At 40.0% G+C, this 25,434-nt stretch carries 19 protein-coding genes; 3 read left to right on the top strand and 16 right to left on the bottom strand.

Features of this window, described 5'->3' with window-relative positions; translation table 11 throughout:
- Positions 1–105: 105 nt before the first annotated feature.
- From der to ndk, 9 genes are all read right to left on the bottom strand, one after another.
- Positions 106–1,572, bottom strand: a complete 1,467-nt coding sequence (gene der / locus H5186_RS09020; RefSeq protein ID WP_145239710.1) for a ribosome biogenesis GTPase Der — start codon at positions 1,570–1,572, stop codon at positions 106–108.
- 92 nt (positions 1,573–1,664) lie between these two features.
- Positions 1,665–2,843, bottom strand: coding sequence for an outer membrane protein assembly factor BamB (gene bamB / locus H5186_RS09015; protein WP_182794371.1), 1,179 nt, complete (start codon positions 2,841–2,843; stop codon positions 1,665–1,667).
- 9 nt (positions 2,844–2,852) lie between these two features.
- Positions 2,853–3,473, bottom strand: coding sequence for a tetratricopeptide repeat protein (locus H5186_RS09010; RefSeq protein WP_149981918.1), 621 nt, complete (start codon positions 3,471–3,473; stop codon positions 2,853–2,855).
- Positions 3,474–3,489: 16 nt separating this feature from the next.
- Positions 3,490–4,770, bottom strand: a complete 1,281-nt coding sequence (hisS, locus tag H5186_RS09005) for a histidine--tRNA ligase (RefSeq protein WP_145239702.1) — start codon at positions 4,768–4,770, stop codon at positions 3,490–3,492.
- A 136-nt stretch (positions 4,771–4,906) separates the two neighbouring features.
- A complete protein-coding gene (ispG, locus tag H5186_RS09000; protein ID WP_145239699.1) occupies positions 4,907–6,025 on the bottom strand; it encodes a flavodoxin-dependent (E)-4-hydroxy-3-methylbut-2-enyl-diphosphate synthase in 1,119 nt (372 codons plus the stop codon).
- 5 nt (positions 6,026–6,030) lie between these two features.
- Complete coding sequence (locus H5186_RS08995) at positions 6,031–6,903, bottom strand: RodZ domain-containing protein (protein WP_182718272.1); 873 nt, start codon at positions 6,901–6,903, stop codon at positions 6,031–6,033.
- Positions 6,900–8,855: a type IV pilus biogenesis/stability protein PilW gene (pilW, locus tag H5186_RS08990; RefSeq protein WP_182740585.1), complete on the bottom strand. Its 1,956-nt coding sequence runs from the start codon at positions 8,853–8,855 to the stop codon at positions 6,900–6,902. Before pilW ends, H5186_RS08995 begins: the two co-directional genes overlap by 4 nt.
- Positions 8,856–8,967: 112 nt before the next feature.
- Positions 8,968–10,101, bottom strand: a complete 1,134-nt coding sequence (locus tag H5186_RS08985; protein ID WP_145239689.1) for a bifunctional tRNA (adenosine(37)-C2)-methyltransferase TrmG/ribosomal RNA large subunit methyltransferase RlmN — start codon at positions 10,099–10,101, stop codon at positions 8,968–8,970.
- 171 nt (positions 10,102–10,272) lie between these two features.
- Entirely contained in the window at positions 10,273–10,704 is a 432-nt protein-coding gene (gene ndk, locus H5186_RS08980; RefSeq protein ID WP_008111339.1) for a nucleoside-diphosphate kinase, read from the bottom strand.
- Between the two features lie 579 nt (positions 10,705–11,283).
- Here ndk and H5186_RS08975 point away from each other — a divergent pair.
- Together H5186_RS08975 and yegQ are read left to right on the top strand one after the other, a co-directional pair.
- Positions 11,284–12,600 carry a PAS domain-containing methyl-accepting chemotaxis protein gene (locus H5186_RS08975; protein WP_182794370.1) on the top strand — a complete coding sequence of 439 codons (1,317 nt, stop codon included), beginning with the start codon at positions 11,284–11,286 and terminating at the stop codon, positions 12,598–12,600.
- Between the two features lie 127 nt (positions 12,601–12,727).
- Complete coding sequence (gene yegQ / locus H5186_RS08970) at positions 12,728–14,110, top strand: tRNA 5-hydroxyuridine modification protein YegQ (protein ID WP_182718275.1); 1,383 nt, start codon at positions 12,728–12,730, stop codon at positions 14,108–14,110.
- A gap of 128 nt (positions 14,111–14,238) precedes the next feature.
- Here yegQ and H5186_RS08965 read toward each other — a convergent pair whose 3' ends face one another.
- The 3 genes from H5186_RS08965 to H5186_RS08955 form a co-directional block, all read right to left on the bottom strand.
- Positions 14,239–15,018, bottom strand: a complete 780-nt coding sequence (locus H5186_RS08965; protein ID WP_149981913.1) for a hypothetical protein — start codon at positions 15,016–15,018, stop codon at positions 14,239–14,241.
- A gap of 745 nt (positions 15,019–15,763) precedes the next feature.
- A complete protein-coding gene (locus tag H5186_RS08960; RefSeq protein ID WP_182794369.1) occupies positions 15,764–17,056 on the bottom strand; it encodes a type II toxin-antitoxin system HipA family toxin in 1,293 nt (430 codons plus the stop codon).
- Positions 17,046–17,336 carry a helix-turn-helix transcriptional regulator gene (locus H5186_RS08955; protein WP_149981911.1) on the bottom strand — a complete coding sequence of 97 codons (291 nt, stop codon included), beginning with the start codon at positions 17,334–17,336 and terminating at the stop codon, positions 17,046–17,048. Before H5186_RS08955 ends, H5186_RS08960 begins: the two co-directional genes overlap by 11 nt.
- Before the next feature lie 230 nt (positions 17,337–17,566).
- Here H5186_RS08955 and H5186_RS08950 point away from each other — a divergent pair, with 230 nt between their 5' ends.
- The gene (locus H5186_RS08950; protein ID WP_182718278.1) at positions 17,567–17,812 is read left to right on the top strand and encodes a YfhL family 4Fe-4S dicluster ferredoxin; all 246 of its coding nucleotides are present in this window, start codon (positions 17,567–17,569) and stop codon (positions 17,810–17,812) included.
- A 117-nt stretch (positions 17,813–17,929) separates the two neighbouring features.
- Here H5186_RS08950 and H5186_RS08945 read toward each other — a convergent pair whose 3' ends face one another.
- The 4 genes from H5186_RS08945 to H5186_RS08930 are packed head-to-tail and all read right to left on the bottom strand — an operon-like array spanning position 17,930 to position 25,274.
- Entirely contained in the window at positions 17,930–18,661 is a 732-nt protein-coding gene (locus H5186_RS08945) for a M48 family metallopeptidase (protein WP_182794368.1), read from the bottom strand.
- Positions 18,661–21,813 carry a type I restriction endonuclease subunit R gene (locus H5186_RS08940; RefSeq protein ID WP_182794367.1) on the bottom strand — a complete coding sequence of 1,051 codons (3,153 nt, stop codon included), beginning with the start codon at positions 21,811–21,813 and terminating at the stop codon, positions 18,661–18,663. The genes H5186_RS08945 and H5186_RS08940 overlap by 1 nt, the downstream gene beginning before the upstream one ends.
- Position 21,814: 1 nt before the next feature.
- Positions 21,815–23,842 carry a DUF262 domain-containing protein gene (locus H5186_RS08935; RefSeq protein ID WP_182794366.1) on the bottom strand — a complete coding sequence of 676 codons (2,028 nt, stop codon included), beginning with the start codon at positions 23,840–23,842 and terminating at the stop codon, positions 21,815–21,817.
- On the bottom strand, positions 23,835–25,274 hold the full coding sequence (locus H5186_RS08930; protein WP_182794365.1) for a DUF262 domain-containing protein: 1,440 nt from the start codon (positions 25,272–25,274) through the stop codon (positions 23,835–23,837). The genes H5186_RS08935 and H5186_RS08930 overlap by 8 nt, the downstream gene beginning before the upstream one ends.
- Positions 25,275–25,434: the final 160 nt, after the last annotated feature.

Raw genomic sequence — 25,434 nt, 5'->3', positions numbered from 1 at the left:
TAAATTTGTTTATAAAAAAACCTTGTAAGGGTGTGCCCAACAAGGTTCAATTTTTCAGCTTTCAGCTTTCAGCTTTCAGCTTTCAGCTTTCAGCTTTCAGCTCTATCATTTATTGCGGTTTTCTTTACTAAACGCGCGGATCTTACGTTTTTGCGAAAGCGTCACTTTATTAGTACGTCCTGCAAATGGGTTATCACCTTCTCTAAATTCGATTTTGATAGGCGTGCCCATAATTTTTAATGCTTTACGGTAGTAGTTCATTAGGTAGCGTTTATAGCTATCTGGTAAATCATGTACTTGGTTACCGTGAATCACGATACGTGGTGGGTTATAACCACCCGCATGCGCGTATTTAAGCTTAACACGGCGACCACGAACCAGTGGCGGCTGGTGATCAGCTTGTGCCATATCCATGATACGGCGCAGCATAGCAGTGCTAATACGCTTAGTTGCTGATTCATAAGCTTCGTCAATTGACTCAAACAAATGACCAACACCTGTACCATGTAAAGCTGAGATAAAGTGTAAGCGTGCAAAGTCAATAAAGCCTAAGCGACGGTCAAGCTCCGATTTAATACGATCTTTCACGTAATCATCAAGGCCATCCCATTTATTCACAGCAATAACCAGTGAGCGGCCAGAATTTAAGGCAAAACCAAGTAAGCTTAAATCTTGATCCGAAATGCCAGCGCGGGCATCTACAACCAATAGCACCACGTTACAATCTTCGATTGCTTGGAGGGTTTTGATCACTGAGAATTTCTCAACCACATCGCTGACTTTTTTGCGTTTACGTACACCAGCGGTGTCGATCAACACGTATTCTTTTTCGTTACGAGTCATTGGAATATAAATAGAATCGCGGGTTGTGCCCGGCATATCATAAACAATAACGCGTTCTTCACCTAATATACGGTTAGTCAGTGTTGACTTACCTACGTTAGGACGACCGATAATAGCAAGTTTTACTGGCTTATCTGCAAATGCTTCATGCGCTGTAGAATCTTCATCATCTTCAGAGTATAAATCGATTAACTCGTCGTCATCGCCTTTACCATCATCATTTTGCGCACTCAGCTCTGCAAGCAAAGGCTGTAAGGTGTGTTCAAGTAACAAGGTAATACCACGGCCATGAGCGGCTGCAATATGATGTACTTCGCCCAGTGACAATTGGTAAAACTCAGCACAATTTGAGTCAGCATCAATACCATCAGTTTTATTGGCAACAACAAAGCTTTTCTTTTCTTGTTTACGTAAATGGTTGGCAATAGCTTGATCAGCTACTGTCATACCTACGCGTGCATCAACTAAGAATAATACGATGTCGGCTTCTTCAATCGCCAGTAGCGATTGATCAGCCATTTCGATTTCGATGCCTTCTTCAGAGCCATCAATACCGCCCGTGTCTACCACGATAAATTCATAGCCATCGTAATTAGCTTGGCCATATTTTCGATCTCGCGTTAAGCCCGGAAAATCGGCAACGAGTGCATCACGCGTACGTGTTAAACGGTTAAATAATGTGGATTTGCCCACATTGGGTCGCCCAACTAGAGCGATCACGGGAAGCATAAACTACCTCTTAAAAAAACAACAAAAGGCTTCGCATAGCGAAGCCTTAAAAAAATAAATTAACTATTAATAACTTATAGTTATTTAGCAAATTAGTCCGGTATTTTTACCGCACTAACTTCACCATCTCGGGTGTATAAAATCAGTTTGTCGTCAGCAACAATTGGCTCAATAAAAAAGCCTGAACTGTCGAAGTCTTCACGCGATACAAGTTCGCCTGATTCTTTATTCAGCCAATGTAGATTACCTTCTTGGTCACCCATGGCTAAGTAATTTCCTGCTACCGCAGGCCCTGTTAAGTACCAACCACGAAGGGCTGGCTGACTCCAGCGTTCAATGCCAGAGGTTTTATCTAATCCATAAACAACACCATTACTATCTACTACGTAAATAGTTTGGGTATCCATGGCAATTTCACGGTAACTGCTGTATTCGCGTTTCCAGACAACATTACCAGAGCGAATATCTACAGCTGCTAAGTTACCATTATAGGCAATAGCATACGCATAAGGACCACTGATCAGAGGTTGTGTATCAACATCGACTAAACGTTCGAATTCTGATGCGCCTTTTGCTGTAGCAATTTCAGCACTCCACGCAGAGTAACCACTGTCAGAGATAAGTACGCTTAACTTGCCTGTTTCAAGGCCAACTAATACACCGCCGTTAGCAACGGTCGGAGAGCTTTGTCCGCGTAGTGTTAATGCGGGGACTTCTTGCTCATGGCTCCAACGCTCTTCACCGGTATCAGGGTGAAGGGCTAATAATTTACCTGAGCCTAGGTTAACATATATAAGGCCATCACCGGCAGCTGGTTTTGCTAACACTTCACCGGGTACTTTTTTGCGCCAAACAACATCACCCGTTTCACGGTCAAGGGCAACTAAATAACCATGCTCAGAGCCGATAAAAATTTTACCATAAGCTTGTAAAATACCACCTGATAATTTTGCACTAATGTCGCTTTGCCATGGCCAAAAGGTCAAATTTTCGCGAACATCAGTCTCCCAAAGAGTATTACCGTTTTCAAGCGATAGCGCTTCGACTTTACCAGCGCGGCTTGCTACAAAAACACGGTCTTTATATACCGCCGGTGTTAGCCGAGAAAAGTAATGTTCAACACCGTCACCAATGCTTTCTTGCCAAATTACTTTGGTTTCAAACTGATTAACGATTTCAGGCAACACCAGTTCGTCTTCGTCATCGCTTGATGAACAACCGACTAAGGTTGCCATACATAGCGCTATGGTTGCCGCTGTTAATTTTTTCATGGTAACCCCTTACGCCGTTGGGCTAGTTACTGCTAAGTCATCAAGTTTGATTTGCAATAATGGGTTATTCTCCAGACCGCCCGCATCAGCAGCAGTCTGATAAGCACTGCGAGCTTGATTTGCATCGCCTTGAGCTGTGTATATATCACCTTTAAGCTCAGCGACTGTTGCAGTGAATGAATCTGCAAGTTTAGCGTTAAGCGTTGTTAAAGCTTGGTCGTATTGCTGCTGTGCTATTTGCACGCGAGCTAAACGGGTGGTCGCCGTTGCTTTTAAATCTGCATTGGTAACATTAGTCATTATCCAGCTGAGTTTTTCACTGGCTACATCAAGTTGACCTTTTTCTACGGCTTCTTTAGCAGCAACAAAGGCTGCAAGTGCGCTGTAGTTAGTATCTTTGTGCTCTGCGATAAATGTATCTGCCGAACCTAATACTTCACCACCTTCAACCAGCTGAGTATATGCATCAGAGGCACTTTCAGCAGTTGTAATTTGATTTTGGTTATATGCTTTCCAGCCATACAAGCCACCTAAACCAAGCACTACACCTAGCGCCAGTGATACACCATTTTCACGAAAAAAACGTTTGATCGCTTCAGCTTGTTGTTCTTCTGTTGAATAAATATCCATTACTACCTCGTCTTTTTTAGCTGTTTATTAGCTCAGCTAAAAGCGTTTTAATTTGTTCTAATTCTAAGGTGACCTGTTCTTTACGCTCACGTAAATACTTAACTGTCACTACGCCTTGTTCTAATTCATCTTCGCCGATAATCAGTGCAACGAGTGCATCGCTTTTATCTGCGCGTTTAAGTTGTTTCTTAAAGTTACCGCCACCGGCATGGACCATGATACGTAAGCCAGGTACTTCAGCACGTAATTTAGCTGCGATAATAGGGGCTTGAATGCTGGCTTTGTCCCCCATCGCTGCCAAATATACATCAGCGTTGCGACGAATGTCACCAACACATTCCAATGCTTGTAACATTAACACTAAACGTTCCAGACCCATAGCAAAGCCCACAGCTGGCGTTGCTTTGCCACCTAATTGCTCAACTAAGCCATCATAGCGGCCACCTGCACATACAGTACCTTGTGAGCCGAGGCTATCTGTAACCCACTCAAAAACAGTACGGTTATAGTAATCAAGACCACGAACTAACTTTTCATTAACCGTGTATATGACGCCTGCGGCGTCTAAACGTTCACATAAATTTTCAAAATGTTCTTTTGATTCAGCATCTAAGTGTTCAGACAGTTTTGGTGCATCAACTAAAACCGCTTGTACATCAGGGTTTTTGCTATCTAGCACGCGCAGTGGGTTGCTGTACATACGACGTTTTGAGTCTTCGTCTAGTGCATCAATATGTTGCTCAAGATAAGCCACAAGTGCATCACGGTATTGCGCGCGAGCTTCGTTTGAACCTAAAGAATTAAGCTCTAAACGAACATGTTCGCTGATGCCAAATTGTTGCCATAATTGCGCCGTCAGTAAAATCACTTCAGCGTCAATATCAGCGCTGGCAATACCAAAGGTTTCTAAACCAAATTGGTGAAACTGACGATAGCGACCTTTTTGCGGACGTTCATGACGAAACATTGGGCCCATATACCAAAGGCGTTGCTCTTGGTTATACAGTAAGCCGTTTTGATTACCAGCACGTACACACACAGCAGTACCTTCAGGACGAAGTGTTAAGCTGTCGCCATTATTATCGGCAAAGGTGTACATTTCTTTTTCAACGATATCGGTGACTTCACCAATTGAGCGTTTAAAAAGATCGGTTGATTCTACAATTGGAAAACGAATTTCTTGATAACCGAACGATGCTACTGTCTCGCGTAAGATGTTTTCTACTTTCTGCCAAACTTGGGTATCGCCCGGCAGACAATCGTTCATTCCACGTATTGCCTGAATTTGTTTTGCCACTGCTAAATCCTAAAAACTGTTTTTTGCGTAATAAAAGATGACTACACAACAAGAATGCTAAAAATTGACCCGTCATTATAGCGTTCTAGCTATAAAGGTAAACGGCAAACGGCTTTGTTTGCCGACTATATTGTATTTATTCGACGATTTTGATGTCGATAGGGGTCTGTTTTTCTTTTTGTGCGATAAAGTCGCGTACATAACCTTCGAGTTGATCAACAATATTGTTGTTATCAATTCGGGCTTTTTGACGTTCGCCATTAATATAAAGGCCCGAGCGACGGTTTGCACCAGCTAAGCCAATATCACTCACTAACGCTTCGCCAGGGCCATTGACCACACAACCAATAACCGATACTGATACCGGTTCGATGATATCTTCCAAACGCTCTTCAAGTTGGTTCATGGTACTAACCACATCAAACTCTTGACGTGAACAGCTCGGACAGGCAATAAAGTTAATCCCGCGAGAGCGAATGCGCAGTGATTTTAAAATATCAAAACCGACTTTGATCTCTTGTACTGGATCAGCCGCCAACGATACTCGCAGCGTATCGCCGATACCTTCGGCAAGTAACATACCTAAGCCTACAGCTGATTTCACTGAGCCTGAACGCATACCGCCTGCTTCTGTGATCCCTAAGTGCAGAGGTTGGTCAATTTCTTTAGCAAGTAAGCGATATGCTCCCACAGCTAAAAACACATCAGAAGCTTTTACTGATATTTTAAATTGATCAAAATCTAAACGGCGCAAAATATTCACATGGCGCATGGCTGATTCAAGTAACGCTTCAGGCGTTGGTTCGCCGTACTTTTCTTGTAAATCACGCTCTAATGAGCCGCCATTAACACCAATACGAATTGGAATGTTGTGCTCACGGGCAGCATCGACTACCGCGCGAATACGTTCTTCACTGCCAATGTTGCCAGGATTAATACGTAAACAATCAACACCATACTTTGCGACTTGCAAAGCAATACGATAATCAAAGTGAATATCTGCAACCAGTGGAATGGTGACTTGTTCTTTTATGCTTCTAAATGCTTCGGCGGCGTCCATAGTCGGCACGGAAACACGCACTATATCGGCGCCGGCATCTTGAATAGCTTGAATTTGTGCAACAGTTGCATCAACATCCATGGTATCGGTGTTGGTCATTGATTGCACGGCAATAGGGGCGCCATCACCGATCGGTACGTTACCCACGTTGATGCGGGTAGATTTTCTGCGTTTAATGGGAGATTCTGAAAACATAGTGACTACTCTGTTAACGGTAAATTAAATTTGGCTAAACGATTTTTTGGGAAACTGGAAATATCAATCTTTTCACCGTCAAGAGTGATATCAACAGCTTGATGCTTACCAAGCACGATAGAAAAAGGCAGATGACCTGATAAAGTCATATCATAACCCGCTTTTTTAACACCAAACGCCACTTTATCACCTTTGCCGTCATGAATTTCAACCCAACTTTCTTCATTGAAATGCATAACTATGGTGCCAAGGCCATCATTTTGTGGCTCGCTTGACGCTTCGCTCTGGGCAACGTCTAGTTCGGTGGTATCGGCTTGTTGCTCCATAATTTGCGCCGCAGTGGGGTCATCAATCGATTCATCAGGGCCCGCTTGTTCTAACAGACTGTTCGACGCCACGTCAGGCTCTGCTTGTGCGACTGCAACAGTCTCTTTGGCAAAGCTATTTAAAGATTGCGTTACAACTTGTTCGTCAAGAGGGGTTGAATTTTGCCACCACCATAATGCGGATGAACCAATAACAATTGCCAGAATAACGTAACTTACCAGCATCAACCGACTATCATGAGCTTCTTTTTCTGTTCGTCTAGAAAAGCTTTGCATATTGGTTTTTTTAACGGTTTCCTGTGGTTCAGGGAACAGCGCTAAAACGGCCGCAGTATCTAAATTAAAGGCGCGACAATAACTTTTTGCATAACCTTTAACAAAGGTAGCTGGGCCGATTAATTGGTGTTCGTCATTCTCAAGACGTTGTAATTGCAACACCGATAATTTTAAATTTTTTGCCAACTCTTCTAAGCTGACATTCGCTTGCTCGCGGCTACTTTTTAAAGTTTGGCCAAGAGTGAGCGTTGTTGATTCTGTATTTTCATCATTCATAATGAGTATGATTCAGGGTCCACTAGTAACAGTCTATGCCCAGGTTTAAGTGCAACATCCGGGCTTAATTTATTCCATCGCATTAACTGATCAATTAACAAGCGACGCTTGGTGGCAATACTATACAAAGTATCACCGACGTTAATTTCGTAATAAATGTTGGGATCGTTAAGATAAATTTTCGTCCCATTGACCACCCGATCAGATTCTTTCAGACCATTCCATTGGAGTAATTTCTGTAGTTTAACATTGTATCGTACTGAAATGCTAAATAGGTTTTCACCATCTTGCAAAACATGGTAAGGCGTCGTTAATTGTGGGATCCGCGAATTTAGCAACGGTGCGTGAGTATTTTGTTGCGGATCTTGAAAACGGATCTCAGGTGTAGAGCTATAACTTGACTCTGCGAAGACGGCAGCGTTGCGTTTTGGCTGGTAAAAAACCACCTTTTCTTCATCCGTTAATTCATCACTAAATTGTGCTTGGCTTGAAGCCTGGCTGTTATTTGCAACGGCTTGGCTATCAGTGGGCGCACCAAAAGAAACAATTGTTACACCATCTTGTGCTTTGCTACTACGAGCAAGCGTTTGGGGAGGCGTTGCGGCAGTCGCTGTGGGCGCTGTTGCTAAATGCACAGTTGGTATTGCTAATGCTTTAGCAACTGCCTCCTCAGAGGCTAGTGATGCAATGTCCGTCGCTTGAGTTGAAGTTACAGCTGGATTGTTTGGTGTTTGTGCGACCACCAGAGCAGACATTACTGCCACAGGATCATTATTGTTTGCTGGAGCACTGATCTGTACAGCGGTAGTATCAACGTTTGTTTGCACTGGCGTTGTTATTGCTGTGGTACTTAAAGCCGCCAAAATACCACTCGTATCGACAGGTGTTGATACTGTTGCTTGGCTTTGCTGGCTACTTTGTGATGCGGTGCTTTGCGTTGGCGCAACCGGTGAGGTTAGCAACGCGGCAGTTAATTCATTGCTGCTTGCATTGTTATTTTTAACGGCCATTGTTGGCGTTGTGATACTTTGCGCCGACGTACTAGTTGCTGGCGCTTTTTTCTTTTTTACAATGCGTATTTTGGGTGCCGAGATCACCTCTCCCGCAGGGCTATTTGCTTGTAGCTCATCTAATTTTGCTTGGCGGTATTGCGAGCGTAGTATTTCAAACTCACTACGTTTGATTTTTTGTTCGCGAATGATCCCCGCTTCACTTGAGGTTGGGTAGGTTTGCAATATCATTGCCGCAGTGGTTTCGGCTTTTTCAATGTGGCCCATACGCTGCTCAACTAAATAGCTTAATAGCAATGAGCGAGACGATACTTGACCACTATTCTCATAACGCTCGAGTATTTCTTTTGCTCTATGTAAATCACTTTTAGCGTAATACAAAGCGGCTAAACTGATCAGTGATGAGGCACGCATTGAACTGTGATTAATGGCCGATTTGAAATATTTTTCAGCGTTATCAAAATCATCAAACTCAATGGCGCACAGAGCTAAATTTTCATAACTTTCTGCTACTCGTATATAACTTGGGATGGCAATGGCTTTGAGTAGTTGTTCTGTGGCGCGGTCGTACTCGTCAATACCGCATAAAAATACCCCGTAGTTATTTCGGGTATTAGGATCATTGGGATCAATTTTTATTGCTTTTTGATAGGCTTTATCGGCTTGTACGTTTTCGCCGACTTGTTGGTAATAATAAGCAAATGAATAATGGACTTCAGGAAGATCAGGAGAGAAAGACGCGGCGCGTTCGAGGTTATACTTTGCTTGCGAGCTATTACCAGTGCTTAAATATTCTAATGCTAAGGCTATTCGGGTACGTGCTGCGCCGGTATTATTGATTTTATTTTCAACGACTGGTTTGTCATTGCCATCATAACTATTTTCAGTTACACACCCTGTTAAAGCGAGTGCACTGATAGTTAAAGCAAGTAAAGATCGCATTACTTCATCTCTTTATTATTGTCCATGCACCTATATTACCGAAAAGCCCTTATCTTGCATCATTTATTTAAAAATAAAGCAGCGCTAAGGGCTTTTGATTCACGACAACAGATTATGCTTGGTGGATATTAACCGCAATCGCATTATCGTCGCGCATTTTCTTTTTCGCTAAACGTTTTGTACGGTCAACTACATCACCAACTAACTGGCCGCAGGCTGCATCAATATCATCACCGCGAGTACGACGCACAATACAGGTAATACCTGCTGCTTGTAGCACTTTTGAAAAGCGGTCAATACGGCTGTTACTAGAGCGTGTATATTCGTTACCCGGGAATGGGTTAAACGGGATAAGGTTCACTTTAGATGGTGTGCCTTTGAGTGTTTTAACTAATTCATGGGCTTGATCTGTGCTGTCGTTAATACCATTTAGCATCACATACTCAATGGTCACATCTTTATTGGCTTTAGAGCCATCAATGTAACGACGACACGCCGCTAAAAACTCTTCAATTGGGTATTTTTTATTGATTGGCACTAAAATATCACGTAATGCGTTATCAGGTGCGTGTAGAGAAATAGCCAATGCAACGTCGATTTTTTCTTTCAATAAATCAAGTGCAGGCACCACACCAGAGGTACTTAAAGTAACGCGGCGTTTAGATAAACCAAAACCCCAATCGTCCATCATTAATTCCATTGCCGGAACTACGTTTTTAAGATTAAGCAATGGCTCGCCCATGCCCATCATAACGACGTTGGTGACCGGACGCTTTTCACTGTTGCCATCAAGACCTATGTCTTTGGCCACACGCCAAACTTGGCCGATAATTTCAGATACTTTTAAGTTACGGTTAAACCCTTGCTGCGCTGTTGAGCAAAATGTACATTCAAGCGCACAACCAACTTGCGATGATACACACAAGGTGGCACGTTCTTTTTCTGGGATCCACACCGCTTCAACTTCTTGGCCGCCTTCAAGTATCAGCGCGTACTTGATTGTACCATCACTGGCTTGTTGGCGTACGGTGATTTCAGGCGCGACAATTTCACATTCCGCTTTAAGTTTTTCTTTCAGCTTTTTGTTAACGTTGCTCATTTCGTCAAAGTTATCAACGCCAAAATGATAAATCCATTTCATCACCTGATCGCCACGGAATGGCTTTTCACCGAACGATACAAATAACTCGCGCATTGCATCTCGGTTTAAATCTAATAAGTTAATCTTTTTTTGCTCAGTGGTCATGAAACAACCTTAATCAGTGACGGTGGTGATAAAAATTTACAAAGGCGAATTGTACACAATTCACTCACTTTAATCATTAAGTAAAACATCATAAATTAGATAATTAATACTTTAACTAATGACTAAAAAAGGGCTCGAAAGCCCTTTTTACTTTTGCTTAGCGCATTCGAATTAACGAGTACGTGGGCAAAGCTCTTCGTCTGCGAAGAAGTACGCGATTTCGCGAGCAGCAGATTCAACAGCGTCTGAACCGTGAACAGCATTTTCGTCGATGCTATCAGCGTAGTCAGCACGTAAAGTACCAGCTAGTGCTTCAGCAGGGTTAGTAGCACCCATGATTTCGCGGTTTTTAAGAACAGCGTTTTCGCCTTCAAGAACTGTAACCATTACTGGACCAGATGTCATGAAAGATACTAAAGCACCAAAGAAAGGACGCTCGCTGTGTTCTGCGTAGAAACCTTCCGCTTTCTCTTGTGAAAGGTGAACCATTTTAGCTGCAACGATTTTAAGGCCAGCAGTTTCGAAACGGTTGTAGATAGCGCCGATGTGGTTTTTAGCAACTGCATCAGGTTTTACGATTGAGAAAGTACGCTCTAAAGCCATCTTTATGCTCCAATAATTTTTAAGTAAAAGTGTGAATATTAACGGGCGCGAATTATACGCGTTTTAGTAGGCAATGCCTAGTTTTATTAAAAACTAGCTTGATGACAATTGTGCGATTTTTAAATGTTAGGCAATCACCACGCATAGAAAAGCATGATGCTGTGAATTAATTAATGATCTAACATTGCATGGGACTACGTATTACTTAATTTAGCTAATAATAAGTTGAAATATTTTTCGAAGGTTATTTTTAGTACAAAATGGTGCTCAGTGACTATAACGTTTAGGCCCTTATCTGTAACTGCACTATTAAAAATTACCTTAAATTTTATTAACCTTATGTTTTAATTATTTATTTTAAAATTATTGATAGGCGCTTTTGTATCATTCGAGCTTTTGCCATTTAAACTGCTATAAGATGCACAATAGAAAATCCACTTTTAGCTTAAAATGATTATTTTAGTTAAATTCTACTAAATTTGGGGACTTGGTTTACACTCAAGTTATAACCATGAAATAAATTAAAGGTTTTAATATCTTCGTGCTTCATTTCATCCATTTCATTGATAGTAGGTTGCTATGTTTTTTAATAACACTATAAAAAGTGAGAATGCTAAATTAAAAAGTCAGCTTTTTGTGCAGAATCAAGTAAGAAAAAGCTTAGACGAAGAAATGCTAGTTTTAATCATTGATAAGACTGGGCTTATTACAGCGCAAAATAAAAACTTTGCAAACGAGCTTGGTTATCCTGAACAGCAACTTATTGGAAAGAGGCTACTAGATTTTGTGCCAAGTAACGCCAGACAGACAGGGCATTTTAAAAGTTTAAAAAAAGCATTAGAGAAGCATGAACATTGGGCTGGTGCATTGCAGTTTGTTCATGTTAATGGTGAACAAGACTGGCTAAGAAGTATTTTACAGCCGATTATTGATGAGCAAGGTAAGCTAGTTGAGTTTACTCTGCATTCAAATGTGTTAACGCGTACGATTGAAACCTCCCGTGAGCATCAAGATTTAATTAAGGCATTACATCGTGCCATGGCCGTTATTGAATTTGATACTAATGGCATTGTATTGACGGCAAACGAAAACTTTTTGGCGGGAATGGGATATTCACTTAAAGAGATTGTTGGCCAACATCATCGTATTTTTTGTGAACCAGAAGAGGCAAATTCACCTGAATATGAAGCCTTTTGGAAACAGCTCAAAAGAGGCGAATACGTTTCAAGCCGTTTTAAACGCATAGACAGTTATGGGCGAGTGGTTTGGCTTGAAGCTTCTTATAACCCGATTTTCAATGAGCAAAACGAACTGTATAAAGTGGTTAAATTCGCTACTGTTATTACTGAGCAAGTTGAGCGGGAGCTCGCAATCGCAGAGGCGGCAGATATTGCCTATAGCACTTCAACTGAAACTGACCACCTTGCAGATCAAGGTGCTGCTGTCATTGAGCAAGCGGTTAAAGTAATGAATGAGCTGGCGGTGCAAATGTCGCAAGCAGGGGATGAAATATCAGCATTGGATAAACAATCACAGTTAATTGCCAGCATAGTGCAAAGTATTAGCAGCATTGCTGATCAAACTAATTTGCTAGCCTTAAATGCGGCGATTGAAGCAGCAAGAGCTGGTGAGCAAGGGCGAGGTTTTGCGGTAGTCGCCGATGAAGTGCGTCAATTAGCATCTCGAACCAGTAAAGCCACAGAAGAAATTGTTGAAGTGGTACAAAAAAATCAAAGCTTAACGCAGTCAAGCGTAAAAGCCATTAAGCAAGGTGAAGATAAAGCACAAGAAGGGTTAGAGCTGTCAAACGAGTCTGGCATTGTGATGAGCAATATTAAAAAAGGTGCCCAGCAAGTCGTTGATGCAGTGAGCCAGTTTGCCAATCAATTAAAGTGAGTTTTATGATTTCGATCAAAACATCTTAATTTAACGTACCATATACTGCCGCGCTTTATTACTTGATCTGATTTTCAGGTTATTTTCATGCCACTGGCTTGATCCCAGTTTTATGTATGGAGCGCGCATGTCGTCAATTATTACCTCGTTTACCCCAGAGTTACTTTCACCAGCTGGCAGTTTAAAAAACATGCGTTATGCCTTTGCTTATGGGGCTGATGCGGTGTATGCCGGACAACCTCGTTATAGCTTGCGAGTACGTAATAATGAATTTGATCTGGAAACGTTAAAAATAGGCATTGATGAAGCGCATGCGCTGAATAAAAAGTTTTATGTGGTATCAAACATTGCCCCGCACAATGCCAAAGTGAAATCGTATTTACGCGACATTGAACCAGTAATTGCGATGGGGCCAGATGCGCTGATCATGTCAGATCCGGGTTTAATCATGTTAGTGCGTGAAAAATGGCCTGATATGGCTATTCATTTATCAGTACAAGCAAACGCTGTAAATTATGCCAGTGTACAGTTTTGGGCTAAACAAGGCATAGAGCGGGTGATTTTATCCCGCGAGCTATCACTTGAAGAAATAAGTGAAATTCGCACGCTTTGCCCAGCAACCGAGCTAGAGGTATTTGTACATGGCGCATTATGTATGGCGTATTCTGGCCGTTGTTTGTTATCAGGCTATATAAACAAACGCGATCCAAACCAAGGCACCTGTACCAATGCATGTCGCTGGGAATACGATGTAAAACCGGGCGTTGAAAACGAAACCGGTGAAATGGTGCACAAATTTGATCCTCAGCAGGTTATTCCTACTCTTGGCGACGGCGCACCAAGTAATGATATTGTTATGCTTGAAGAGCAAGGCCGCCCGGGTGAATACATGCCAGCGTTTGAAGACGAACACGGCACTTATATCATGAACTCAAAAGATTTACGCGCCGTGCAATACGTAGAGCAGCTTACAAAAATGGGCGTGCATAGCTTAAAAATAGAAGGCCGGACTAAATCGTTTTATTATGTTGCGCGTACAGCACAGGTTTATCGTAAAGCAATCGACGATGCCGCAGCAGGAAAACCATTCGACGCTGATTTATTTAAAACATTAGAAAACCTAGCCCATCGCGGTTACACCGAAGGCTTTTTAAAGCGCCACGCCCATCAAGATTATCAAAACTACGAATACGGCCATTCGGTATCGACTAAGCAGCAATTTGTCGGCGAAGTATTAGGGCGAAATAGCAATGGCTTGGTAGAGATTGATGTTAAAAACAAATTTTGTGTGGGTCATTCATTAGAGCTAATGACTCCAAAAGGTAATATTAGCTTTACCCTTGAATGCATGGAAAACAAAAAAGGCGAGGCAATTACCGATGCCAAAGGCTCAGGGCATATAGTAAAAATTCCACTGCCCGACAATATCGATTTAGAACACGCCATATTAATGCGCAACCTAGATGAAAACCAAGACACCCGCAATCCGTTTAAACAAATCGCGGGTTAGCTTGTAGTTAACAACAGGTGTTAATGCTTTCAACACCTTTAATTATCTATCATCCAAGTTTTGGGTTGATTATTACCTATAAAAAGTGATGCCGAAAAACAAAGCCGCGGTATCACTTTCAATAGACATTAGCGTAATTGAAAGTGCTGGAAAACAGCTTGTCTAACTTCAATATACTCAATGTGGCCATTACTAGGTATGATCATATCTTGAAATTCATACTGGTATCCGTTGAAATTAACAAAGACATCACAGGTATAAAAAGGCGTACCCTGTGCGCCAGATTTACTGACAGGAACCACACGTTGATGATCGCTGGTTGTGAAATTTTCGCGATCAATACGCCCATACGAAAACCCCTGTGATGATTCAAACCAAGTAAATGCAACAATTGAAAGAATTACGGGCATACACAAGTAAGCGTGCTTTATAAGCCTTTCCCTATATTTATAGGCCAAATTTGGTAGCATAATCATATTAATAACAATTAATGCCGCAGATAAATAAACGCCAAAAATGAGGAGTAAACGAGTATCAGCCATTGCGATCACCATAAATGGAAATAAAGCGATAACGATTAAGATAATGGCATAACTAAGGCGGGTTTTAGGGTTGCTTGCAAATAATGCTAATAACACCATTCCTATAAAAATATAAGCAAGGAACAAACAAAGTGGTAAGCCAAGTATTGAAACGCTAACATATATTTTCTGCATGCGGGTAAAGTCCAGCATCGGTATATTTACAACCGTTACAGCAATAACGTAAGCAATTAAATAAACCATTAAACTTATTTTAAAGTTGTTAAAGACTTTGCCAATAAGCCAGTTGATTGACTTGGTAATGTAGCAAATAGGCGATAGCATATTTAAGTCATCTTTAACTTCTATTAACTTTTCTTTACTCATTTAGCTCCAATCATCATATGTATTTTTTAAGTTATTGACTCCATTAGTATTATAAGATAGTTGCGTAAAAATAGTAATCAGAAAAAGTTGCCCTTAAAATACACGTCGTTACTTAATTTAGTTCCTTAGGTTTATTCTTAACCCCAAAACCAGCACTTCAGTAGGTGATTATCACTAATTAGACCTTTTCTGTAAAAAATATTTATATTAATTATTTAACTGTTTTTTAGTTAAGCCGTGCAGGAAGCTTGAGCCGATAGGAAATCTATAACTGCATGGAAAATTCTGGAATTACTGAAGAAGATGTAATTCGTTGTCGATAATCGAGATTGGTTAACCCAATAAATTGGGGCGTTAAATGCAGGGCAAGCTTACTGTCGAAAACAGCAAAGAACTGGGTAATACAAAGGGTCGTAAAGTAAAATTTATCATAATAGTTATAATCACTTTTTTTAAGAGGTTGTTAAAACTAGCATTACACGGGCTAACTCTCTATGACCAGATTTTTGATAGCTATTACGATATTTGTTTTTGATTATTAAAATTGCATTGCCTGCGATTCAATTCCCACCTACAACTGCTACAGATATTAAGAAGATAAAACCATGAAATTACAAAGCAGATAATTGATTCAAGATCTTTACCGACTAAATTATATGGTTTTTGAACAATTAGAGTAAAAATTGCAACCCCAAATTTGTAGAGAAAATCTAATTGATTTGTAAGTGCTATTAGCTGAATACAATTAGCGACCAGTTAAATGCTTATTCATGGCGTACGTATTATCAAGCTGTTGCTCTATTAAGTTAATCGTTTGCTTATTTACGCCGAGTGCTTTAGCTGTGTCTTTAAAGTTGAAAATAATCTCTGCTATTTCAGATATGATCACTTGTACCTGCTTCCAATTTGCATAACCAGCTGCAGAGGCCAGCTTTTGAATCGCTTTTAGTGGTGGGTTTTTTCCAAATCCGGCAAATGAAGTCGCATGCTCGTTAAAAGGATGAGGACTAAAAGTTACATCATAAAAAGGCGCTAAATCCCACTCACCTGAATCTTCTTGTAAAAAAGCCCAGTTTTTACTGTGGTCATCTTGATTACAGCTAAATAAATTAAACATAGCTCGACGAAATTGCAATTGCCCTGCAGCAGGTGATTTGCATAAAACACGGCTCGCTTTAATTAAATCCTCATAATCTAATGAAGGTGTGCGAAAATCAGCATCCAGTAAGCCACATGCACTATGCATATGTTTGCAGCCCATTTTATCACCCATTAATTTAAACCTATCGAATCGCTTTAAGGCGAGCCATTGCTTTGCACCGGTTCCTTCTGGGGCGGGTACCAGTAATCTCTGAGGTGGGTTTAATCCCGTTTGTTCAGCCAAATCCAAATATACAGCTTCACATAACCCTTCCTCATGTCCTAAAGCGAGGTTTTTGGATGTGAACTTTATTAACCAAGCATCATCGCCCGATTTAGGCTTTGTTCTACATTCTTGTATATTATTGTCAGGAAAATAAATTTGAGCCTTAGGTCGTGCACCGCCGGAACTGCCAGCAGCTACTAACGCAGAAAGTACTTCTTCTGTTTGCCCGTCAAATATTGCTTGAGCTTGTTGACCTAATGTAGCAAGGCCAGCCTCATTGTCATTTGTGCCATCATAATGAGTTTCAGGTGTAAACGATAATGCGCCCATAGCCGAATGGCCAACAAAAGATAAGCGGTCCATAGCGGTAACAAAGTTAGGCATTATATTATTTTGTCTGAATACGCGGTCCTGTAGTAGTAACCCCCACCCATCAGGTAAACAATCAGAAAAGACCCCATGCAACCCGTTGTGTGGGTTTTTAGGTGCTAACTGAACCTCTCTATTAAAGGCGAGTGAGAATGGCGAAAGGTTACCGTATGTCTCTAAATAGCCCTGATCGTATTGAAAGTAAACACCTTGCCTATTTTGAGCAAGTACACCCACCATTAACTCTGTTGAGTCTGACAGCGTACGTTTTACTTCTAGCTTATCTATGGGTTTAAAGGCCATTGTTTAACACCTGATCAATAGACGTTGGCGCATTTTTATTTTGAGCTGGCACTTTTGTTAAGTCATATAAACGAGTTAAGTCGTCGAGTGTTTGCCACAAAAGCAATAGCTGTCTGAATGAAATAAGCCCTGTAACCTCAAACTTTTTTATTGTAGAAGCAGGTACTGTGCTTTTTTTAGCTAACGCCTCGCGTGACATTTTTGCTTTTTTGCGACATTCTTTTAGATGCTCAGCAAAGGCTTGCTGCACATCACCTTCGCTTAATAATAGATAATTAATAATAGCACCTCACGAACTTGATTGGACATTACTATAGCCAAAATTGCTTTTTTATGATCTTAATGGATATTATAGTATCCATTTTTTAGTTGTAAAGTGAATGGTTGAATGCGGATTACCTAATATGATTTTTATTGATTGAGATCAACAAGAAAACGCGGAATAAAATGCATAATTTACGGCTGCAAATTTATGCTAGAAGTACTAGCTCTAATAAATGAGGTTAGAGAGTGGCTTTACTAATTAACAGCAAATGCATTAACTGCGACATGTGCGATCCAGAATGCCCTAACGAAGCGATTTATATGGGCGCTAAAATATACCAAATCGATCCTGCAAAATGCACCGAATGTGTAGGCCATTACGACAAACCCACCTGCGTGAGTGTATGCCCCATTGATTGCATAAAGCCCGATCCCGCTCATCGTGAAAGTATAGATGAACTGGCGGAGAAGTATGTGAGGTTGATGGGTTAGTTTAGTATTTTTTTGTTATTCAACGAGCGTGATTTTAAAACGAGAGGCAATGTCTCTCGTTTTTAGTTTTTATGAAATGTGGTTATTTCAAGCTTCAAAATAACTCTCTTATGTTTATCAGTATTGCCAATCCTCGTAAGCTAAAGGCAAGCTGTTTAGTAAGTCTCGGCGCTCGCGCCAGTTATGCATATGCTTATCCATTAATGCTTTAAAGCGTTCATTGTGGTGTCGTTCAAGTAAGTGGATTAGCTCATGTACTAAAATATACTCTAAACATTCAGGTGGCTTTTTAGCAAGTTCAAGGTTGAGCCAAATCCGCTTTGCTTGAATATTACAGCTGCCCCATTTGGTTTTCATTTTTTTGATATTAAGTGAGTCTGCTTTTACGCCAAGCTTTTTTTGCCATGAAGGCAGTAACTTTTCAATTGATCGTTGCATTTCATCACGATAAAAACGGTTTAATAACTTGAGGCAATTATTGGGTGATGTATTCTCATTCAATTTTAACTCTAACTGACCGCTACCTTTCGCGGTCACGGTAAATTTACCCTCAGGCTTTTTTATTGCTAGCCGGTATTTTTTTCCCCAAAGGTAATGACACTCACCATTGACCATTTCACGGATTGACTGTCGTTCTTGCTTGGCAAAGTCAACTTGTTGCTTTTTTATCCAAGCAAGTTTATTAACAATAGCAAGCCGAATGGTTTGTTCGCTTGTTTTATTAGGTACCGATAATCTAACCTTACCATTGGGCGGTAACACACTTAGATGGATGTTCTTAATGTCTCGTCGATTAATTTCAACATCAATACCGCCAATTTGTATCACTTCAGTATTAGCCTTATCCACTAATGATATTCCTTTTGGGCTTTTACAAGCTCCATAACTTCATTAATATCGACTTCATAACTCGATGTCTCTTGCCTAATTGCATTAACAATCTCACGCTCTTTAAACCTATCGCCAAGCCACTCAGCTTTTTTTGTGTAGCGCACTGCGGTATCAATTTTACTTGTAAGTACTTCATCATTGCCAAAATTATCGTAAATAGCCTGTTTGGCAGGGCTATCTACTGAAGTAGGGTAGTTATGGGCATTATTGCCTGTCGGGTTCACAACTTTTTTAGCTAAAGCTTTAATTTGTTCTAGGTAGTCTTGGTAGCTTATAGCTTGCTCTCTGCGCTGCGCAATAATAGCGTCAAGTAATGTAGCCATGCTTTCAAAGTACTTAGGGTTTACAGGGTTTTCATCAACAATGGTTTTTCTAACGTTATTTTCAATCGCTTCCGCCATCGATTCTTCATTATTTCTAATGCCTTCAGGTAATGAATCAAGTCCTGCGCCATTATTATTTACCACTAAATCTATTAAGCCAAGTTCCTCAAAATCCATGAGTATTTCGCTGTCATCAGCACGAATATACATATCGAGCAAATGTCGCATTGCAGGCTCAAAGCGTTTCATTTCGAGTAAGTCGCCACTGGCTAGTTTTACTTCGTCACGAACTTTCTCAAAATAAGCGACTTCTTTTTTTATTTTTTCAGCTTCAGTCAGTGAATAACCAGCTTGATCCATCTCATTTGCAACATTGGCGTACGCACGTATAAGTTTGGCAACGGTTTGATAAAGGGTTAAACGTAGTGCTTCTTTTTCATTGCGTTCGTTTTCATCTGTTGGTTCAACTCCTGATTCACCACAAAAGTAATGAATAAAGTCTTTAGTATTTCTTGGTGCTTTTACTGGTTCACATAAAGCTCTAACAGCTTCTAATGCATTGTCTAAATCAGATTTAGATTCTTTGAGGCGATCTTTTAATAAACCAGCGACATCTTCTTCATCGTAACCATCAAAAGCTTCAGCGGTGAAATCTTTAATCGCTTTATCTAATGAGCGAAATAAATCTTTATAATCGATAATATAACCATAGTCTTTATCTTCACCGTCAAGCCTATTTACACGACAAATTGCTTGAAACAGATTGTGGTCAGCCATCTTTTTATCAATATATAAATAGGTAGCAGAAGGAGCATCAAAACCGGTCAATAGCTTATCTACCACAATAAGTAACCGCATTTGACCAGGTTCATCAATAAAGCGCTTTTTAACTGTTTTTTCAAACTCTTCTACGCGTTTTGCAGCTTCATGTTCGGGTTGCTCAAAATAGTTCGCCAGCATTTTTCGGTAGGTGTCGTACTTAAATAATTTTTGAGTTAAACCTTCACCTGATTCTTCACCTTTAATACTACTTGCAGAAGGCTGATAACTTGTCACAACAGCGCATTTGCCAGCAAGATCCGTTTTACTAAATAAGTCATAAACAACGCAGGCTTGGTGCACACTTGCGCAAACCAACATGGCATTACCTCTGCCGGTCATAAGTGCAGGTTTGATCTCCATATCCATCAAAATGTCACTAACAATTTGCTCTAAGCGAGATTTACTCGAAAGCACCTTTTGCATGGTGCCCCATTTTTGTTTGAGCTGCATTTTGGCTAGGTTTGAAAGCCCTTTAGTCTTAGCCTCAAACCATTGATCTACTTTTTTCTCTGAAGTTAAATGCTGATCGATGTCTCTAGCTTCATACCGTAAGTCGAGTACTACACCGTCATTTACAGCTTCATCAAACTTATAGGTGTGAATGTATGGGCCAAATACTTCTAAAGACTTTTTCTTGTCCTTTTTCATTAATGGTGTACCAGTAAAACCAACAAACATAGCATCAGGTAAAAGCGCTTTCATTGCTTCGTGTAACTTACCCGATTGCGTTCTATGACACTCATCCACAAACACAAATAGGTTGCCTTTAGCAGCAAAGTCACTTGGTAAGTTTTTAGTCAGTGCTTCAAGATAATCTTTTGTTGCTTCTTCATCGTCTTCATCGTTTGGAGCTTCACCATTACGGCCAAATTTGTGTACTAATGAGCAAAGTAGCCAAGGGTTAGGTTGGTTTAAGGTGGCAACTAAATCTTGACCACTTTGGGTACGATATATCTCTTCATCAACACCAGAAAATACCTTCTCAATTTGTTCATCTAGTTCGGTTCTATCCGTCACGATTAATACTCGTGAGTCCGTTATGTTTTCGCGTATCCACTTAGCTAGCCACACCATAGTCAGGCTTTTACCTGAGCCTTGAGTGTGCCAAATAATACCATCTTGCTTTGCTGTTACATGTTTTTTAGCGGCTTGAACACCAAAAAACTGATTATGCCGGCAGGTTTTTTTAACACCGGCATCAAACACAATAAAGTCATGTATAAGCTGCAAAAATCGATGCTTATCGCATAATTGAGCAAGATGAGTATCTAGTAAGGTGTCTGCTGTTACCCCCGCAGCTGGTAAGCCTTGTGTGCTATTTGGCTCTTTCCATTCTAGGTAATATTTTTCAGAGGTTTCAATTGTACCGTAGCGTATACCTTGCGTATCGTTACCCGCCATAATCAGTTGCATGGTGCTAAAAAAATTACGAATAAAATCTTTTTTCTGGTTATCTAAGTTTTGACGAATACCTTCACTTACTGAGACCGAGGAGCGCTTTAATTCAATTACGCCAAGCGCAATGCCGTTTACATAAATTACTATATCAGGGCGCTTTCTTTTAGGTGAGAGCTGGTCGCCTTTTACGGTTACCTCTTCAGCAATCGCAAAATGATTAGCTTCTGGGTTTTCCCAATCGATCAGCCAAACTGTTTGATTTTGCTGTCCCGTGCCTTCTTTTTCTTTTACGCCATAACGCAGTAGCCGGTATACATCTTTATTAGCATCAAAGAGCTTTTTACCTTCGCCTAGAGCTGCGGCAGTGTCTAATTTTCGTAGTGCACGCTTAATAAGCGCTTCAGGTGTTCCACGGGCTTTAAGCCATTTAGTAAGTAATGGCGTTTCAATGTTGTTGTTGCCTTCGCGGTATTCCCAATCACCTAGATAGTCGTAATTAAGCTGCTCTTTGAAAAATGTTACTGCTCGGCTTTGGGTTTTTCGTTCTAATTGACCGACATTACTCATATTACTTCCTTGTTTGCGTTTTCTTTTTTGTTTTTGTTGAACCACATAAAATAGACAGCATTTCTTGTCCATGCTTTATTATTTGGGTGTCTTCCCAGCTATCGTCTTGCTCCATTAGTTGTAGCATTTCATATAGCTTTAGGCTATCGATCTGATTTTTCTTTAATCCAGCGGTAAAATGATTAAGTTTTGTTTTAGGGGGGAAATTACTTAAACGTGAATTTTTACTATGACTTATTAAGCACAAATTACCGAACTCATGAAGCGAACCACCTTTAAGTGGTTCGAAGTCATTCATTGGATGTTGCGGATAAAAGTGCTCAACTGAGCTTCTAAATGTAAACTCGAACTCAGAAATAACAGCTGTTGAATTACGCTTTTTTCGCCAAAGCAAATAATCAAGATAGTTAAAAACAAAGTTATTCTCTATTTCCCCAAAACACAGCTTATCAATATTAATATCATTTGCGGTTAAATTTTTTGGATAGTCGTTTGATTTCGACTTATAAATCATTTCAAAGTACGTTTTACCCTCTTGGTGAGAGAGAAAACGGTCAAATATAAAGCGTTTAGCTACCCGTCTTAGGTGCTTCATGTAACCTTCAAAATCCACTTCTTCTGCGTTGTATAGATAGTAAAGAGCAGCATTGAGCCAATGCTTATAAACCAAAGTCGGAGTGGAAACATGAAAAGCCGACAGCAACATTAGGCATACTCGGTTTTGTCCCTTAAAGCCATCTTCATCATCTAGTTCATTACTGCCACCAAAAGTGTTTATATAGCTTTGGCTTTTTGTATTATAAAAATGCAGACGTTTTAAGCTCCATTTATCTTTACCGTCACTAAATTCACGTTTGATGATGAATTGGTCAAAAAGGTATTTGCACTTTAATAATGCATAAACGAAGTCTTTTACTGCTTTAACTTTATTGTTGCTGTCTTTTAAATATCTATCAAACTGTTCTAGTAAGCGCTTATCGTCTAATGCGATGTCTTGTTTTGTTAAAACTCGTAACACATGAAGTAAGAAGTTTGAAAAGTTAATCACGCTATTAAAGCGCTCAGGTGTAAGCGTAATATCTGTCCCTAAAGACGACGGTGGTGGCTTGGCTAACATGTCATTTAGCGAAAGAGAGGCGCTTTCAATTTTTCCGCTCTGTTTTGTTTTGGCTACGCTTTCAATACACGCAGCTAAATCAGCATAATTTATTGGCGTAAATTGCCCCCAGTCATCTTTACCAAATATGCAGTGGCGCTCATCTGGATTAAAACCATACTGAATGTAACGTTCCATATTAGCGGTAGCGTCCCAGACCTTACTTAATAATTCTTTATCATTGTCATCGGTTAGCACCGACATCAATCTTGCTTTAATCACTTCATGCTTTTCAAGCTGCTCACCACGGTTATTCATTACCTCAAAGTAATGATTCAAATCGGTATCTTCTGGTACACAAACACGAGTAATTTCTACTTTATCGAATAAGTAAGAGCAAAAACCTTCTAGCTTAGCTCCAAGCGCTAATAAGCCCTTTTCAAGTAATGTATAACCATTAATTACATCTAAATTATAGTCATCTGTGCTTAGATTCTCTAAAGCAACGCCCTGAATCAAACTTGCAAAAGTGTCAGATGACTTCTGACGATTTTCAAAACTGAGATTTACTACGTCATACCAACCCATATCAAAGGCTTGATACTTAGTGACCATACGTTTAAGAGCAAAAGCCAATAAGGTAAGGGTCGTAAATCGCTGCTGGCCATCTATGACTTCATAGCTGTCATCTTTGCGCTTAAACACCACCAATGTACCAATATAATAGGTTTGATTTGGTTTATTTTCCTGATAATCCAACACATCTTGTATTAATTGATTAATTTCACCTTCACCCCATGCATAGTTACGTTGATACATAGGGACTAAATATCGGTTAGTATCACTTAATAACTCTTTAACTTTGTAACTATGTATCTGATTGTTCGCGTTGACATTACTGCTTTGCACCTTGAGCGCTTGGACATTATTCATAGTACTTCATTTCCTCAAACAGATTAGCGATCTCAGTAAGCTTAGTTCCATTACATTCAGACTTTTTCAATGTTGGTAAAGGCCAATTTAATACATCACTTGGTTGTACTGCTTGTTTTATTCGCTCAAACACATTATGGCTGAGTGCATGTTTATTCATGCGCTCAATACCAACAACCTGCATTTTCAAGCGGCAGCTATAAGCCCAAATAAACAGCTTTTCTATAGCTTGCGATAGCTCATGTGGGCCAAACTTATCTAAATAAAAAATCACCGCGCAATCAAATAGATTACGTATATAGCCATCACCTGTTCGTGTACGTGAACTGTAGCTGTTAAGTGTGTATAAAATCTTACAAGCACGTGGTTCTAGTTCATTATCTAATATGCGAATAAGCTGCTTAGAGTCGTTATTTTTGCTATTACGTTCATCGCTCACTATCTCAGCAATTTTTTGCTGATAATGACTCGTCATTTCAAAAAAGCGCCTACCGTTTATAATCATTTGATCAAGGTGGAAAGGAAAACGCATATGTTGATGATCAATATGGCGCTGATATTGCGCGTTATAGTCATCAACAAAGTGATGGGAAATGCGAAGTGGTTCTACATACGGGTAAAGTCCAACCTGGTCAATATTTACCCCTTTAAATAATCCCACTTGTGATTTGTTAAAATACAGTGCCGATTTCCCTTGTGCCCAGTTGCGAATACGAAATAAGTAGTTAGCAAATAATCGTGCTAGCTGTCCGCTCTCTAAGCTTTCCCAATGGCGTACAGAATCGGCTTTTAATTCGGTTTCAGCGTCTGAAAACTCACGTAAATGAAAGGCTTTTAACAAATCGTGCGGATCTAAATCTCGGCCTCTGGCATTTTGTGAATCAAAAAACTGAAAGGCTTCAGATATATCATTAAGTACAAAAGTAACCACTTCACAGCGTTTCAATAAAAACTCAATATCGGCCTCGGTAAAATCACTTCGTGCTACCGCGCGTTTAGCTGCCATAAAATTTTGATGTAAATTACGATGCGATATATCACTATTAAAGGTTTGACGTTGTAAAAAATTATTAATTGGTTGCTCAAGTGAGAGCAGTAATGTTTTTACATCTTGACGTTTAATTTGTGCATTGGAGTCATTTGTATTGAGTCGTTCATCTAGCAAGGCTTTTACTAATAGCACAAGTGTGAGCGTACGTTGCTGCCCATCAACAATGTCGAGCGTTTCTTGTTTTTTTTCTGAATGTTGATGAAATACAATAGACCCAAGGCGGTAAGCTAATTTACCTCTATAAAATTTTAAATCACCGAGCAAATCAGCAAGGTTAGCTTGTGTCCATTTGTAAGGGCGTTGATAGTTGGGTATAGCTAAATTACTCTTTTTGAGTAATGTGCTAACCGATATAATGTCCTTATTAAGTTTTCCTGTCATAGTTATTATTTCAACTTCACATTTTAGATTATTAAAACTCTTTATTTATAAAGTAATCAAGCAAATTGATTTAAATAAAGTTTATAAATTACAGCTTGTTATGTTTTTTTTTGCTTTATAAAATCACTTAATTGATTTCCTAGTCAAGCAACGGTCAAGC

It is taken from the genome of Pseudoalteromonas sp. SG41-2, from assembly GCF_014164535.1.
GTDB lineage: Bacteria > Pseudomonadota > Gammaproteobacteria > Enterobacterales > Alteromonadaceae > Pseudoalteromonas > Pseudoalteromonas rhizosphaerae.
This window is presented reverse-complemented; position numbering and strand designations above follow the sequence as displayed.

Bases quoted from the DNA above. Each gene is read 5' to 3' on its own strand.
- ispG (WP_145239699.1), bottom strand. From the start codon at position 6,025: ATGTTTTCAGAATCTCCCATTAAACGCAGAAAATCTACCCGCATCAAC.
- H5186_RS08975 (WP_182794370.1), top strand. From the start codon at position 11,284: ATGTTTTTTAATAACACTATAAAAAGTGAGAATGCTAAATTAAAAAGT.
- ndk (WP_008111339.1), bottom strand. From the start codon at position 10,704: ATGGCTTTAGAGCGTACTTTCTCAATCGTAAAACCTGATGCAGTTGCT.
- pilW (WP_182740585.1), bottom strand. From the start codon at position 8,855: ATGCGATCTTTACTTGCTTTAACTATCAGTGCACTCGCTTTAACAGGG.
- H5186_RS08960 (WP_182794369.1), bottom strand. From the start codon at position 17,056: ATGGCCTTTAAACCCATAGATAAGCTAGAAGTAAAACGTACGCTGTCA.
- H5186_RS09010 (WP_149981918.1), bottom strand. From the start codon at position 3,473: ATGGATATTTATTCAACAGAAGAACAACAAGCTGAAGCGATCAAACGT.
- H5186_RS08930 (WP_182794365.1), bottom strand. From the start codon at position 25,274: ATGACAGGAAAACTTAATAAGGACATTATATCGGTTAGCACATTACTC.
- H5186_RS08995 (WP_182718272.1), bottom strand. From the start codon at position 6,903: ATGAATGATGAAAATACAGAATCAACAACGCTCACTCTTGGCCAAACT.
- der (WP_145239710.1), bottom strand. From the start codon at position 1,572: ATGCTTCCCGTGATCGCTCTAGTTGGGCGACCCAATGTGGGCAAATCC.
- H5186_RS08965 (WP_149981913.1), bottom strand. From the start codon at position 15,018: ATGAGTAAAGAAAAGTTAATAGAAGTTAAAGATGACTTAAATATGCTA.
- H5186_RS08935 (WP_182794366.1), bottom strand. From the start codon at position 23,842: ATGAATAATGTCCAAGCGCTCAAGGTGCAAAGCAGTAATGTCAACGCG.
- bamB (WP_182794371.1), bottom strand. From the start codon at position 2,843: ATGAAAAAATTAACAGCGGCAACCATAGCGCTATGTATGGCAACCTTA.
- yegQ (WP_182718275.1), top strand. From the start codon at position 12,728: ATGTCGTCAATTATTACCTCGTTTACCCCAGAGTTACTTTCACCAGCT.
- H5186_RS08985 (WP_145239689.1), bottom strand. From the start codon at position 10,101: ATGACCACTGAGCAAAAAAAGATTAACTTATTAGATTTAAACCGAGAT.
- H5186_RS08940 (WP_182794367.1), bottom strand. From the start codon at position 21,813: ATGAGTAATGTCGGTCAATTAGAACGAAAAACCCAAAGCCGAGCAGTA.